This window comes from Pseudomonadota bacterium, assembly GCA_039193195.1.
Taxonomy (GTDB): domain Bacteria; phylum Pseudomonadota; class Gammaproteobacteria; order Steroidobacterales; family JBCBZW01; genus JBCBZW01.
Genome location: JBCCWS010000010.1, coordinates 72,367 through 87,171, shown reverse-complemented (window position 1 = coordinate 87,171; position 14,805 = coordinate 72,367). Strand labels below are relative to the sequence as shown.

Below are 14,805 nucleotides of genomic sequence, written 5' to 3'. Positions count from 1 at the left end.
TCCGGTCGGGTCGATACCGCAGCGAGCGGGCATCGTAGCGTAGATACGTGTGCAGCGCCGGCTTTCGAGCGGTGCGCAAATTGAGGTTCTAGGAGTTCGTCGTGACAAAAACGAAGGGGGTTCAAAATTTTTTGTGGGTTCCCCTCGCGCCGCCTGCTCGGCATCCTATACGGCTCTGAGACCCTGGGTTCGCAGTGGTCGGGCCCTACCCGAGGAACCACGCCTTGCCACGATTGCGCACGGAATTGTCGGCGATGCTGCTCGCCTTGGTGAGCGTCACCGCGGTTGCCGCGCCGGCGCGCAATGCGGTCGCGCAGGCCGACACCAGCGGCGGTCCGCGTCTGCTTGGCAATGGGCGGGTGCGCTACGAGACCGCAAGCGACACGCTGAACCCTAAGGACGCGGCGGCACTCACCGTACGCTATCGCGGCGCCATCGAAGCGCCCCTAGGCAAGCGCCTGACCTTCTTAGGGGAAGTCGAAGGGAACGAGGATCTCATCGCCCGCTTCAACGATGGTCGGGAGAATTGGTCGAACCGCCTCGAGCGCCCCGTCATCCTCGATCCCGACGGCCGTGAGCTCAACCGCCTGCAACTGCAGGCGGAGCTCGTCCCTGGCAAGTTGCTCACCATCGGTCGCCAACGGATCGTGCTCGACGACGAGCGCTTCCTAGGGGTGTCGGCCTTTCGCCAGAACGATCGCACCTTCGACGCCGTACGTCTCGGCGCGGATTTGGGCGGCACGGTGCTGTTGGATGCGGCTTATGTGCGGCGCACCCAACGCGTGCTCGGCGACGACTCCCCGTTTGGGAGCTTCCTTGGCGACAGCCTGGCGCTGAACCTCAACCTGCCGAGCCCGGCCGGGCGAATCTCCTTGTTCCACTACGCGCTGGATTTGCGCACGGGACCGGAGGATGCGCGCAGCGACAAGGCGTCATCGCGGACTACCGGCATCCGCGTGAGCGGACGGCGCCACATCGAAGGCCACGGCGTGCGCTGGGAGTTGTCCTACGCCACCCAGCGTGACTTCGCGCGCAATCCAAGGCGCTATCGCGCTGAGTATGGGCTGCTCGCTGTCACTTATGAACGCGCGCGCTTCTCGGCCGCCGTACGCGCAGAGGTTCTCGGCGGCAGCGAGCAGGGCATGGGCTTTCAGACACCGCTTGCCACACTGCGCAAGTTTCAGGGCAATGCTGATGTGTTCTTCAACACGCCTGGCGACGGCGTGCGCGATCTCTCCCTGGCACTGCAATGGCGTTTTCAGCCTGCGGTTGCCATCGTGGATGAGGTGCAGGTGTTCGCCCGCCAACACGGCTTCTGGGCCGATCGCGGGGGACGACGCTACGGCACGGAGATCGATCTTGGGTTGACCGCGCGCCGGGGGCGGACCAGCGTGGCGGCGGGCCTTGCCGCTTATCGCGCGGACACTTTCGCCGGCGATGTGGATCGGATCTTCTTCTCCCTCAGTCGCATCTTCTGAGGTGAGCCGTTGAACCGCTCGGTCGCTCGCGACGACTGAATGCCTGATGCCTGAAGGTCGGACGGAGAGCCACTCATGCGCGCGATACCCAGGTTGACGCTTTGCGTCGCGCTCACGCTGGTCAGTGCGTGCGAGAGCTTCCACCTCAAACCCCCGCCACTCTCGGCGGACTCCTCCACCGTGAGCGCCGAAGTGGCGGAGGACGGTGTGTCGGTGATCGCACTGATTAACAATGTCGACCTCGCGCTGCTGCTCGAACGCAAGGCGCGTCGCGAGGGCTATCGGCTGCTGCGCCGTGAGCGCCTGCCAGGGCTCGGCGTGGTGCTGCTCACCTTCGCCGTGCCAACGGGCCTCGACGTGACGCAGGCCGCAGCAGAGCTCGAGCGACTCGAACCCCACGCGACGGCTGATCGCGATCATCGCTATCGCTTGAGCACGCAGGCGACGGGCCCCCGCATGGCTCAGCCCCAAGGGTTCGCTCATGCGATGATTCGGTGGCCGGCTCAGGGCTGTGCCAGCTTGCGTCGCCTCGGCATGATCGACAGCGCTGTGGACCTCGCAACCCCGTCGCTTGCGAGCGAGCGCATCGTGACCGAGTCCTTCGTCGGCGAGGTCACTGCACACGCGCGATCCCACGGCACCGCGGTCGCCCAGACGCTCGTCGGCGACGGGCGCTTGCGCGAGGCCACGCTGCATGCCGCGGTGGTGTTCGATGAGCGACGCCCAAACGCTGGACCGAGCGCGAGTACGTTGATACGAGCGCTCGATTGGCTGGCCCAGTCCCGTGTGGAATTGGTGAACATCTCGCTTGCGGGTCCTTACAACCGCGCCCTCGATCGGGCCGTCCAGCGTGCCGCCGATACGGGCCTACTGTTGGTGGCTGCCGTCGGCAACGAGGGGCCGGACTCGCCGCCGCGCTATCCCGCTGCCTTTGCGGATGTGATCGCCGTGACTGCCGTGGATGCAGCCCTGCGCATCTACGACGGTGCAGTGATGGGTGCCCATGTGGACTTCTCGGCACCGGGGGTCGATATCTACGTGCAAGCCGACGGCGGAGGGCGCTACGTCACGGGAACCTCCTTCGCGAGCCCCTTCGTGGTCGCCATTATCGCTAGCGACCCGCGCCTGCAAGAGACGGTTAGTGCTAAGCGCGTACGCCAGTCGCTCGCGGGCGAGGCCCGGGACTTGGGCTCCCCGGGCCGCGATGAAACCTTTGGATTCGGCTTGCCCACCCTGTCTGCCCAGTGCTTGGCGAGCCGCTGATCAAATCTTCAAAATTTCTTTGAACCGTTCCTCAAGCTCCTTCGACCTAGGGACACGTGCGACGCATTAAGTGCACGAGTCAACGATCACCGAGCGAAAAAGTTAGCTTTTGCTTGTTGATCTCCAACACCAAATTGAAGGAGTCACATCATGTCCCGCACCCTCACCCTCGCTGCCGTCATCGGCGCCATGTTCTCTTCCACCGCCGCCCCCGTGCTGGCCGAATCTGTCCCCGCGGTGGTGGTCACGGTCGAAAACGCCCAACCTTCACGCGGCGTGTTCCTGACCCCGCCTTGGCTTGGCATCCACGACGGTAGCTTCGATAGCTACGACGGAGGTCAGCCGGCAAACGTGCCCCTGGGCGGTGATGAAGTCGAGCGCCTTGCCGAGGACGGTGACAACAGCTCGATCACCGCGACCTTCGAAACGCTGTTGCCTAACGCCCCGCAAGTAGGTGCCCTCGCAGGCCCCGGCGGCCCCCTCGCTCCCGGCGATCGTGCAGCGACCGTGATGCGCGTGAACCCCTTCCAGGATCGCTACTTCAGCTATGCCTCGATGATCATTCCGAGCAACGACTTCTTCATTGCCAACGGCAATCCCCTCGCGCACCAGCTGTTCGACGATAGCGGTGAATTCGTCGGTACGAACTTCATCGTCGACGGTGGCGAGACCAACGATGCCGGCACGGAGGTGAACGACGAGATTGCCTCCAACGTGGCATTCCTGGCCCAGGCAGCGCCGGACGTGGGCGTGACGGAGAACTTGCCGGTCACCACCCCGGCCCCCGGCTTCGCCGCTCCTGGCGCCCTGTCGTTCCCCAACGGTGTGCTGAACCACCCGGTGTTCGGCAACGGTGATTTCAACGACGCAGACGACGCGATCTTCCGGGTGTCCTTCCGCTACCTCGATCTCGCCGCAGACCAGACCTTCGTGACCCTGCTGTCGACGGATCAGGAAGTCACTGCCGAGGCTATCGATTCCGAAGGTACCGGTCGCTCCCGTGCTATCGCTCTCGGCGGTGAGACCCTGCGCGTCGTGGTCGGCACGCAGAACCTTACCGGACCCATCACCATGGCTCACCTGCACTTGGCCCAGGCCGGTGTGAACGGTCCGGTGGTCGCCGATCTCGGCGCCGGCATTAACGGCGACACGGTAAACGCCACGATCACGCAAGCGGATCTGGTGGACGCGCTCGCGGGTGCAGACCTCGAGACCCTGATTGGTGAGATGGCTGCTGGCAACGTCTACGTCAACATTCACACCGACGCGAACCCCGCAGGTGAGATCCGCGGTCAGCTGAGACTGCGTTAAGCAACGCGATGAGTGGCGGGTGCGCAAGCGTATCCGCGAGAGGCCCACCCCGTAATGCGGGGTGGGCCTTTCCTTTAACCGTCGGTTGGAAGCCTGTAACCGTTGGCGTGCAGAGTACGGCCATGTTGGACGCGGTAGTCGAGAACGTTCTCCACTCCGTAGCCCTCGATTAGGCGGTTGAAGAAGTTGAACAGTGCGCAGATCATTACCACGTAGTGAAAGTCGTTGTCGTCCCACCCAGCGGCAATGATCGCGTCCACGTCGCTCTGGACGACGGTGGACGGCGCCCGCGTAAGCTTCTCCGTGTAGCGCAAGAGGGGTTTGAGGCGGTCTTCGATCGGCGCCGTGTCGATGTCCCGCTGCAAGGCGCTGAGCAGATCGGCTTCCACGCCGAAGGACTGTGCCGTGGATTCGTGCACGCCGAAGCAGTAGGTGCATCGGTTCAAGCTGGAGGTGAAGGCAGCCAACAGCTCGCGCTGGCCGCTGCTCAAGCTGCAGTCGCCGCTGCGCATGACGATCTGAGTAAGCGCGAAGAGGGGCTTGGTTTGATCCATGTAGCGGCTCATGACCGCCCACTCGCTCTCCTGTGCGCTAGAGATGGAAGGGATAAAGGCCATTCGCTTGGCTCCGACGTCAGCTAATGAGTATTAGAGTGCCCCATGACTGGGTAGGGGTCGGGAGTAGTTGGAGAGGTCCAATCGCCAAGCTAGCGAGTGGACCTCCCCGTCTCGAGGCCGCGGTTGGCGAGGCAGGCGAGGGGGGCGCCGCGATCAACTCGACGCCTGGGGAACCTGCCCGCGCAGCGGACTCAAGCCGTAGACGTGTCCTTGGCAAGCACACCATCTTTCATAATGACCTGGAGACGCTCGTGATCCTGCAGCACGGAGATGTCGTCGAGGGGATCGCCGTCTACCAGCAACAGATCGGCCAGGTATCCCTCGCGTATGAGACCGAGCTCATTCGGATTTCCCATGATCTCTCCGCCGAGCTTGGTCGCGGAGACGATCGCCTCCATCGGTGTCATGCCTACGAGTTCCACGAAGTACTGTAGATCCTTGGCATTGGTGCCGTGGGGGGTCCAGGCGAAGCCGTAGTCGCCGCCGGGCAACACGCGAATGCCGCGACGATGCATCTCACGCATACCCTCGATCGCGTACTCCAACTCTCGCGCGTACACCCGGGCCAGCTCGCTTTCCGGCGAGATGCCGAACTCACCGGCATGAGCTGAGGTGCGCACCAGCCAGGCGAGGCCGGGGCCGACGAAGAACTCGTCCTTGCGCTTCTCGAGCTCATCCATGCATTGCTCATCTGCATAGGAGGCGTGGTAGATGATCTTTACACCGTACTTGAGGCACTGCTTGACCGAGTGGGCGGAACGGGCGTGGGCGCAGGCGCGCAAGCCGTAGGGTTCGATCGAGGCCATGGCCATCGCCACCTCTTCATCGCTCATTGGCGAGCACTGCGCGGGGACAGGTGTGATCTCCTCGCCGGATAGATTGAGCTTGATCAAATCCACGCCGTACTTGATGTACATGCGCACCACCTTACGCATATCTTCGGGGCCGCAGACGCGCCAGCCGAAGGACAGTTCCTGCAGGTCTACGTGTGGCGGTGAGGTATCGCCAAGACCCCCGGCCACGGTGATCTCCTGCCCGTTCGCGAGGTAGCGCGGACCGACGATGTGACCGTCGTTGATGGCGTTGCGCAGGACGCAGTCGACGCGCGGCCGCGCGGCCGCGGCGCCAACGCCGGAGGTGAAGCCCGCCATCAGGGTTTTCTTGGCCACGTTGATCGAGTGAATCAGATGCTCCTCTGGCGGCATCATGGTGATGTACTCGAGCGTGGGCTGGTCGTTCCAAGTCAGGTGCAGGTGCGCATCACACAGGCCCGGCATGAGCGTGCGTCCGTGACCGTCGATCGTATGATCCGCCGCGGGCAGGGCGCCGTCGCCGATTTTCGTGATGCGATTGCCGCTCACCAGCACGTTGCCGCGTACCGGATCGCTGCCGCTGCCGTCGATGATGTTCACATCCGTGAACAAGGTGCTCGGTGCTTGCATTGTCGTTTACCCCCCCAGGTAAGGCGCGCGTGGGTGCGCCAGGCCATGTGCTCGGGGAGGTGGGCACCTCCCCGAAGCTCCTTGCATGGGTTAGCCGTAGAAGGCCTGGATAGCCGCTATGACCTCCGTGGGCTTCTCATTCAATGTCCAGTGGCCACAGCCGTCGAGTACCAGCACGCGCGCGCTGGGCAACGCGCTGCCGAGGGCTTCGACGTTGGCAGGTGGCGCCACCTTATCCTCATCGCCGGTGATGAGCAGGCAGGGACAGGTAATCGCGCTGGCATCGGCCGCCTGCGCGCGGGAGAGCGCTTCACAGCTCTGAGCGTAGCCCTGCGGATCCTGCCGGATGACCATCTCGCGCACGAAGCCTTGAATGTCCGGCAGCGTGCTTTTGGTCGCGGTGGAGAGGGCGACATCGGCGATCGTGTCCGCGATACCGGTCATTCCCTCGCGCCGGGCGAGGCCGGCGCGGTCCATGAGGGCACCGCGCGCCGGTTCCGGTGGCTGTGCCAGCGGACCGAGGAGAACCAGATCCTGGACACGCTCGGGCGCCATTACCGTGAGGTGCTGGCAGACGATGGTGCCCATCGAATGACCCATCACCCGAGCCTTGTCTACGCCGAGAGCGTCCAGAACGGCCAGCATGTCTCCCGCCAAGCTCTCGATCGAGAGTGAGGGATCGTTGGCCGAGCGGGCCGCGCTCGGCAAGTCGGGCACGATTAGCCGGTAGCCGTCGCCGAGGCCGTTGACCACCGCGCGCCAGAAGTTCGACGACCCGCCGAGACCGTGGACACAGAGCACGGGTGTACCTTCTCCGAAGTCGTCGACGGCTACGGCGCGACCGTTGATCTGCAGCAGATGACCCACGTTGAATCCTCCAGGTGAGTGTTACGAGTTTAGTGAACGAAAAAGTTAGCTTGCGTGTGGAGCCGCTAGACGATGCGGTTCTCCAAGGTGCCGATGTCGCTGATGGACACCTTCACCACATCTCCCGTGCTGAGAAAACGTGGGGGCTCGAAGCCGATGCCGACGCCAGCGGGCGTGCCCGTGGCGATGATATCGCCCGGCTCCAGCGTCATGCTGGCGGACACGGTGGCGATGATCGAGGGGATGTCGAAAATCAGGTGCTCCGTGCTGGCGTGTTGGCGGCGCTCTCCGTTTACCCAACAGCTCACCTGCAGGTTCTCCGGCGCGACTTGATCAGCGGAGACGATCCACGGTCCGATCGGGCAGAAGCCGTCGATCGACTTGCCGAGCAGCCATTGGCGGTGTTTGGCCTGAAGGTCCCGGGCCGTGACGTCGTTGATCACCGTGTAGCCCCACACGTGCGCGTAGGCATCCGCCGGAGCGATGTGGCGGCCGGCTTTGCCGATCACCACGCCGAGTTCCGCTTCGTAGTCCACCTCCGAGGTGATCTGCCAAGGCACGGGCACATCGTCGTGTGCGCCGGTGAGGCTGCACGCAGCCTTGCTGAAGATGATCACGGAGCTCGGCACGCTGTCGCCGCCGGGGGCGGCGGAGGAGTCGTAGCCGCTGCGTGTGAACTCCTCCGCATGCGCTCGGTAGTTCTTACCGACGCAGATGACGTTCTTGCTCGGCCGCAGGATAGGGGGCATGAAGCGTGCCTGAGAGAAGGGGACCTGAGCCCCCACCTCGCGAAGCGCGTTGGCATCGAGCTCGCCAGCGATCAGCGCTACCGCCGGATCGGGACCGTTCGGTACTGTCACTTGCAGGAGCAAGGTGAGCGTTTGCGACTCAGGATCTGCATCCGCGATCCAGGTACCGCCATCGAATTCAACCCTCGCCAGTCGCACGTCCTTGCCTCCTTAGGGCCCGCTACTTTCGTGGCGGTGATTTGCGCGTGCTGCATCGCATGGCGCACAATATCCATATCAATATGGCTTCGAGCCTAAAATGATCTGCTATTGATTGCAACCAATAGCAGTGCCGCGTGTTAGGCAATCTGGTACGGTCCCCATCCGGCAGCAGTGTTCGGTCGCCGAGGAGGTTGGCGAAGCGTGGTGGCGAAACTCAATGTGCGCGAAACGTCGCAACGCAAAGCGGAAGAGATCGTAGCGTTCGTACGTGCGCGCATCGACGAAGGCGAGTGGTTACCCGGCAGCAGGATTCCCACCGAGAAGGCGCTCATTGAGCAGTTCTCTGCAGCGCGCAACACGGTTCGCAAAGCCTTAGCTCAGCTGGAGTCCTCTGGGGTCATCGAGCGCTACGTTGGGCGCGGCACGTTCGTGCGCGCCGCGTCCGAGACGTTATCGGCGGCGCTGGGGCCGCGCGTGGACCTGGCCGACGTCAGCCCCGCAGAGGTCAACGAGATTCGAGTCGTCCTGGAGCCCTCCGTGGCCGAGCTCGTGGTGGCCCGTGCGACCCAGTCGGAGATCGCCCGAGCGCGCGAATGCTACGAGAAAACCCTGCAATCAGGCAGCCTTGAGGAATACGAGCATTGGGATGCGGAGCTGCACGCGGTGATCATCCGCGCCGCGCGCAACAGCGTCTTGGGGCGTATCTACGAGGTCATCAATGACGTTCGCCAGCAGCCCGAGTGGCATGAGATCAAGCGCCGATCGCTGACCGACGACAGGCGCGAGATCTACAACCAGCATCATCTCGCCATCGTGACCGCGCTATCGCAACGTGATGCGCAGGCCCTGCGCCGAGCCCTGCGCGAGCACCTGCTCGCCGTGAGCAGCAATATGCTGCACCCAGCCCTGTAGGTGCCTCGGGGCGCTCGCGCCCGCGACGTCTCACCTCCTCACGATCACAACCCGTGTCCTCATCGCGCGTCGCGGCGTCGGCGTGGGTCCGCGCCTACTTGCCTTGCTAGTTTGCGCGCAAGCCAGCGGGGTTGCTTATCGCGATGCAGCGCAAACGATTGTTGACAGCTCGCCTTTCTCGTCATTAGGCTGCACCAATTCCAGATCAAAACAATATTGATATGGAAATGGTTCAATGCAGTAGAGCCGCGACCGCTTTGATGGTCGATGCTCGCGAACTCCAGGGGTGGGAAAGCGATGGCAAGACGGACCTTTACGCGCAGCGCGGGGGCGGGCGCCAGCCTGAGTACAGCAGTGGTGGCGGCCGGGGGAGTACTTCTGGTGGCACCGGGGGCGAATGCGGAGATTGAGGAGGTCACCGTCACCGCCGAACGACGCGAGGAGTCGGTTCAAGATGTACCCGTGGCCGTCACGGCCTTCTCCGCCGAAGCGGTGGAACGACTGCAGATCGACGACTTCGAAGATCTCTCCTTGCAGATCCCCAACTTCAGCGTCAATACGTTCTCCAAGACCCGGATCAACCCAGCCCTACGCGGTGGCTCCTCCTCCCTCGTCTCCGCCGGCGCGGAGCAAGCCGTTGGCCTATTCATCGACGATGTCTACTACGGCGGCCCCGCAGATTTCGCCATAGAGCTGTTCGATGTGGAGCGCATCGAGGTGCTGCGTGGGCCTCAGGGCACCCTGTTTGGCCGCAATACCACCGGTGGTTTGATCAACGTGGTCACCCAAGACCCTGGTGACTCCTTGGAGGGTCGCGTGCAGGCTCAGCTCGGCAACTACGGCCTCAACCAGCTGGGTGCGTACATCTCCTTCCCCATCGCGGACGAGCTCGCGGGCTCGATAGCTTTCCAGTCGCGCCAGCGCGATGGCACCTCATTCAACTCGGTCACGGGCAACGATGTGGACAACATCAACCGCTCTGCGGTGCGCGCGAAGCTGCTCTGGACCCCCGCCGACGACCTAGAGTTCGAGTTCGCACTCTCGCGCAGTCGCGCGGACGAGACGGGAATTGCCCGCGACGCGGTCTCCGCCGAGGCCTTCGTCGATCTTGATGTGCTGGCCGATCAGAACTTCCTGATCGATGACGACCCGCGCACGGTGCAGCAGTTCAGCGACGGTCGCTACGTCAGCGAGCAGTGGGTTGGCAGCCTGCACGTCACCAAGGACTTCGACTCGGTCACCTTCCAGTCGATCACCTCCTTCCGAAGCTTCGATGCTGAGCAGGAGCCGATCTCCCTTGGAGGTGTTCCGACGCCCATCTTCGCGATTGCCGATGGGCGCGACAACGAGGTGCTCACGCAGGAGTTTCGGGTGCTATCCAATTCCGGCGGGCGCTTCAACTGGCAAGCGGGCACCTTTCTCCTGCGAGCGGACGAGACGCGCTTTCTCGATGTGATCACCCGCTGGGACGAGTCGGTCGCCGGTGGCGCCTTCTCTGCCATCTTCGGCTGTCCGGACCAGACCCTAGAGGACTTCGAGTCCTTCATCGTCACCCCCAGCTGCATCACGGACTTCCCAGAGCTCTTCGATGAGAACCCTTTCTCCATTCGTGAGAACGTTGTGACCACGAGTTACTCCTTCTACGCGGAGGGGGGCTACCAACTGTCGGATAAGGTGCATTTGACGGCTGGTGCGCGCTACACCCGGGACAATAAGGAACTCAATGGCGAGACCATGGGAGAGTTCGATTGGTTTTGGAACCCTACACCGGGCCGCGTCGTGACCGATGCTGAGGACACCTGGGACGCGGTGACCTGGCGCGCCGTACTGGACGTTACGCCGACCGACGACCTGCTGTTCTACGCGTCGGCAGCTACCGGCTTTCGTAGTGGAGCCTTCGACATGGCCCAGAGTGACCCGGCCCTGATCGATCTCGCCGTGGCACCGGAGGATGTGCTGAGCTACGAGATAGGCGCTAAGACTCGCCTGTTCGGCAACCGCGTTCAGCTGAACGTCGCCCTGTTCGATGCCACCTACGAGAACCTTCAGTTCTTCGTCAACGCGGTCGGTGCTGGTGGTGTCGCCACCACGACCAACGCCGGTGAGGCCAACGTGCAGGGCGTGGAGGCTGACCTAATCTGGGCGATGACCGACGAGCTGACTGCCACGGTCGGCTTCAGCGCGCAGGACGGGACCTCGAAAGACATCCTGCCGGAGGCAGAGATTCCCGAGGGCACCCCGCCCCAGGGCACGATCCCCCTGTCCTACACGATCGCCCTGGACTACCGGCGCGAGACCCCCCGAGGCGCGTTCTACGTGCACGCCGACTTGCTGCATCGAGACGAGTACTCGCTGGAGTTCATCGACAACAGCATTCCCCAGTTCCGCGCCGACGTGGACGGCCGCTTGAACGCGAACATTGGCTATCAATCGGCCAAGGGCTGGGGCGTGGAGCTATGGGCCACCAACATCACCAACGAGAACATCGTGATCTACGGCCAAGACTTCTGGTTCAGCCTCTACGGTGCGTCGCTCAACGACAACCCGGAGCTGTTCAACGCGTCCTTCGGCCCGCGTTACGCCGAGCCGCGCCTGTGGGGACTGTCCGCGTCCTACAGCTTCGGGGGTCGCTGAACAGCGCGCCGGCCGCATCGGGGGTGATGACAAGGGGCAACGCTTGGCATAGGGTGTGGGCACTGCGTGATTCGCAGCGCCCTTGCACTGCCGACAGACCCCAGCGTGAGCGATCAGCCCGACCCAACCCCGCAACAGCGCTACGCCCTGGCGCTCCCCTTGTTCGGCGCCTTCGCGGTGCTCCTCGTGTTCGGCGCGGCTCTAGCTTGGCAGTTGGGGCTGTTCTCCGTGCAGCGCGATTGGGTGATCGCCGGCGGCCAAGAGGGGGGCACCTACCAGCTCCTTGCTGAGCAGCTTTCGCGCCACCTAGCCTCCGTAGAAAGCAACGATCGCCTGGCGGTCCGGGCCACGGACGGCAGCGCGATGAACCTGGCGTTGCTCAATGATGGCGAGGTGCAATTCGCCCTAGGCCAGGGCGACGGGCCAATGCCGCCGACTGTGCGCCTGTTAGCGGCCGTTTACGCCGAGTGGGTTCATGTGCTTCAAGCGCTGCCTCCGTCCTCGCAAGCGCCACCTACGGTCGACGGCCTTGCCTCGGCGACGTCCCTGTGGCTGGGTGCGTCTGGAAGCGGCACGCGATACACGGCGCAGCGCGTGCTGGCACACGTCGGTGTGCCCATCGATCCCGCTCGGGTGGTGGAGGCACCGCTGGCGGAACTTGCCCAGCGCTTCGCTAGCGGCGAGGTGACAGCGGCGGTAGTGCTCGCCCCGCCAGGAGCGGCGGTGGTGCGAGAGATTCTGGCCAGCGGCGAGGTGCGCCTCGTGCCCGTGGCAGGGGCAGCCCTTTCCTTGTTGGATGCGGCGTACCAGCCTGTTGAGATCCCCGTTCACCTGTACGGTTCGTCTCCTGAGGCATCGGTGGCCACCGTCGCCGTGGACGCAATGATCCTCGCGCACCGCGACGTGCAAGCCGATGCGGTGCGCAGCATTTTGCAAGAGATAGCCGAGGCGCGTGCAGAGCTGAGCGACGCGGTAGGCTTTCGCTTGCCCCTAGCGCGCTATGCCCCTGAGCGCGTCTCCTTGCCCTACCACGCGGGGGCTACGGCGTTCTTCCTGCGGGAAGAGCCTTCTTGGTTCGTCCGTAACGCCGAGGCGATTAGCCTGACACTTACCCTGGTGGTGGGCGCGTGGTCCGTGGGATCGTTGTTGTTGCGCTGGAGTGCGAGTCGGCGCAAGGAGCGTATCGATGCCTTCTACTGGCGCGTGCGCGAGTGCGGAAAGCTGCCGCGCCACGCGCGTCTGGCGGCCCTCGAGGAGATTGAGCGCGAGGCCATGCAACAGCTCATGGACGAGCAGCTGTCTGCCGACCAGGCATTCCTGATTTTCCAGAACTACCTTCGCAACATGATCGAGGAAGCCAAGCCCGATTCGGGAAACTCCTCGTAGGACACTAGGAGGCCGCTTGGTAAATAAGGTAACGCTCAGTCTGCGTAGGGGCAGCGTCAGCAAGGCGCGTGGCGCAGCCAATGGCATCGCCATTGGCAAGCGATGCAACGCCGCGATGGCGCCTGTGCTACTCGCTGCGCGTCACCTTATTTACCAAGCGCCATGGCCCAGGCGATGAGCCACCCGGTGCTCATCGACACTCGCGCACTGATCACCAGCATTAGCCCCGCGACGGGCAGCGCGCAAGCATGGAAGTATAGGGCGTGAACGATGTGCTCGATGAGACGGCGTCGTGGGTGGAGCACGAGGCAGAGCAGGGTGAAGATCACGACCATCAGGATCTGCGCTTGACTCGCCGACGCATTGGCCGCTTGTTCGAGCATCAGTGGATCTTCGAGCGCCGCGCGCACCAAGGTCCTAAAGGGCGCAATGGGGGCTTGAGCGGGTAGGCGAGCGAGAGACTCCTCGCGCTGCGCATCGCTTATCCGTGGCACCCGCTGCGGTTCGCCCGATTGCCACATCGTCATGACTGTCGTGACATCGCCATCCTCGTCCAGAGATGTGTTTAGGGCGATGACGCGCATGGAGGCCAGGCCCATTGTGGCGAAGAAGATCACGCTGATTACGACGTACAGGCGCATCGGTGGTGTGTAGCTTGCACGTCGACCGTCGACGTAGTCGCGGGCCACCTGGCCAGGTCTCAGGAACAGCCCGCGTAGGGTGCGCAGCAGCCGTCCGTCCCAGTCGAACAACCCGTCGAGCACGTCACGGGCTAGTGCGAGAAACGACTGCTGAAGGGCCAGATCCGACTGGCCGCACTGGTGGCAGAAATCGCCCGCGAGCTCGCTGGCGCAGTTTGCGCAGCGAAGGGGTGTTGAGGGCGTAGGGCCTAAGGGCTCCGCAGCCTAGCAGATCGCCGCGTGCGTATCGTACGAATCGCCGCGTTTAGCAGGGCGAGTGACCGTGTCCCTACCCGCCGAATCCGCTCGTCTGCAAAGTGCCCTGCACCGAGCCAGCGCATGAATCCACAGTGGGGCGGGAGAGCGAACTCCCTCACGCGCTTTCCTTGCCGCAAAGGTGCCTTTTCCGATGTCACATGCTGCACTCCGCCACTCCCGCCTGGTGAAGGCGACGCTCTCGTGGGCGTTGTTCACCGGTGCGTCTCTCGCACTGGCGCAAGCGCCGGCCGACCGCCCGGCGGGGGCATCCCCGGGTCGCCCGCCCGTCCAGACCGGCTGGCAGACAGACCTCGGTGCCGCGATCATAGCCAATCCCCGCTTCCAGGGCAGCGATGATTACCAGCTGCTGCCGGTTCCCTATTTCGATGTCAGGTACAACGATCGAAAGGGCAACCTGCTGTTTGCGAACGTGCCCCAGGGCCTCGGTGGCTACTTCCTTCGCGTTGTCGATAGCGGCGGACGGCGCCTCGCCGCTTCGGCATCGATCGCGCCTGGCTTCGCCAACCGCGACCCCGACGACTTGGAAGGCTTGGAGACCTTCGGCACGGCGATCGAAGCGCGCATGCAGCTGGAGTACGGTACCCGCCGCTTTGGCATCCAGGCCTCCGTAGCGCAAGCTCTCGGCACGGGTCACGAGGGCTTCTATGCCGATCTAGGAGCGAGCTGGCGTACGCGTGTCGGTCAGCGCGGCTTCCTGAGCCTCGGGCCGAACATCCGCTGGGGCAACGATCAGTTCTTGGGGGCGCTCTACGGCGTATCTGAGGCGGAAGCCACCGCCACGGGCCTCGGCGCCTTCGACGCAGGATCCGGCGTCGAACGCATTGGGCTGCAGGGGGTTCTCAGCCTGCCCGTAAACGACCGCTGGCGCTGGACCACGGTGGCGCAGGTGGGCAGGCTGCTAGGCGATGCTGGCGACTCGTCACTCACCGACAGCAAAACACAGGCCTTCGTGTTGATGGCCCTGACCCGTCGCTTCTAGCGGGGGC

At 63.9% G+C, this 14,805-nt stretch carries 12 protein-coding genes; 7 read left to right on the top strand and 5 right to left on the bottom strand.

Annotated features, from left to right (window positions below; genetic code table 11):
* Positions 1-224 precede the first annotated feature (224 nt).
* From AAGA68_11115 to AAGA68_11105, 3 genes are all read left to right on the top strand, one after another.
* Positions 225-1,478 (top strand): alginate export family protein, encoded by a 1,254-nt coding sequence (locus AAGA68_11115; GenBank protein ID MEM9385601.1) that lies wholly within the window; start codon positions 225-227, stop codon positions 1,476-1,478.
* 75 nt (positions 1,479-1,553) lie between these two features.
* Positions 1,554-2,741, top strand: a complete 1,188-nt coding sequence (locus AAGA68_11110; GenBank protein MEM9385600.1) for a S8 family serine peptidase — start codon at positions 1,554-1,556, stop codon at positions 2,739-2,741.
* A 150-nt stretch (positions 2,742-2,891) separates the two neighbouring features.
* Positions 2,892-4,052, top strand: a complete 1,161-nt coding sequence (locus AAGA68_11105) for a spondin domain-containing protein (protein ID MEM9385599.1) — start codon at positions 2,892-2,894, stop codon at positions 4,050-4,052.
* A gap of 74 nt (positions 4,053-4,126) precedes the next feature.
* Here AAGA68_11105 and AAGA68_11100 read toward each other — a convergent pair whose 3' ends face one another.
* From AAGA68_11100 to AAGA68_11085, 4 genes are all read right to left on the bottom strand, one after another.
* Positions 4,127-4,669 (bottom strand): peroxidase-related enzyme, encoded by a 543-nt coding sequence (locus tag AAGA68_11100; protein MEM9385598.1) that lies wholly within the window; start codon positions 4,667-4,669, stop codon positions 4,127-4,129.
* A 191-nt stretch (positions 4,670-4,860) separates the two neighbouring features.
* A complete protein-coding gene (locus tag AAGA68_11095) occupies positions 4,861-6,111 on the bottom strand; it encodes an amidohydrolase family protein (GenBank protein ID MEM9385597.1) in 1,251 nt (416 codons plus the stop codon).
* A 90-nt stretch (positions 6,112-6,201) separates the two neighbouring features.
* Positions 6,202-6,978, bottom strand: coding sequence for an alpha/beta hydrolase (locus tag AAGA68_11090; GenBank protein ID MEM9385596.1), 777 nt, complete (start codon positions 6,976-6,978; stop codon positions 6,202-6,204).
* Between the two features lie 65 nt (positions 6,979-7,043).
* Complete coding sequence (locus AAGA68_11085; GenBank protein MEM9385595.1) at positions 7,044-7,925, bottom strand: fumarylacetoacetate hydrolase family protein; 882 nt, start codon at positions 7,923-7,925, stop codon at positions 7,044-7,046.
* A 204-nt stretch (positions 7,926-8,129) separates the two neighbouring features.
* On the opposite strand from AAGA68_11085, the gene AAGA68_11080 reads away from it, so the two are divergent.
* From AAGA68_11080 to AAGA68_11070, 3 genes are all read left to right on the top strand, one after another.
* Complete coding sequence (locus tag AAGA68_11080; GenBank protein ID MEM9385594.1) at positions 8,130-8,840, top strand: FCD domain-containing protein; 711 nt, start codon at positions 8,130-8,132, stop codon at positions 8,838-8,840.
* A gap of 297 nt (positions 8,841-9,137) precedes the next feature.
* Positions 9,138-11,474 carry a TonB-dependent receptor gene (locus AAGA68_11075; protein ID MEM9385593.1) on the top strand — a complete coding sequence of 779 codons (2,337 nt, stop codon included), beginning with the start codon at positions 9,138-9,140 and terminating at the stop codon, positions 11,472-11,474.
* A 66-nt stretch (positions 11,475-11,540) separates the two neighbouring features.
* Positions 11,541-12,860 carry a TAXI family TRAP transporter solute-binding subunit gene (locus AAGA68_11070; protein MEM9385592.1) on the top strand — a complete coding sequence of 440 codons (1,320 nt, stop codon included), beginning with the start codon at positions 11,541-11,543 and terminating at the stop codon, positions 12,858-12,860.
* A 146-nt stretch (positions 12,861-13,006) separates the two neighbouring features.
* Here the strand turns inward: AAGA68_11070 and AAGA68_11065 are convergent, their stop codons facing one another.
* Positions 13,007-13,624 (bottom strand): DUF3667 domain-containing protein, encoded by a 618-nt coding sequence (locus AAGA68_11065; GenBank protein ID MEM9385591.1) that lies wholly within the window; start codon positions 13,622-13,624, stop codon positions 13,007-13,009.
* Positions 13,625-13,949: 325 nt separating this feature from the next.
* Here AAGA68_11065 and AAGA68_11060 point away from each other — a divergent pair, with 325 nt between their 5' ends.
* Positions 13,950-14,798 (top strand): MipA/OmpV family protein, encoded by an 849-nt coding sequence (locus AAGA68_11060; GenBank protein ID MEM9385590.1) that lies wholly within the window; start codon positions 13,950-13,952, stop codon positions 14,796-14,798.
* Positions 14,799-14,805 lie beyond the last annotated feature (7 nt).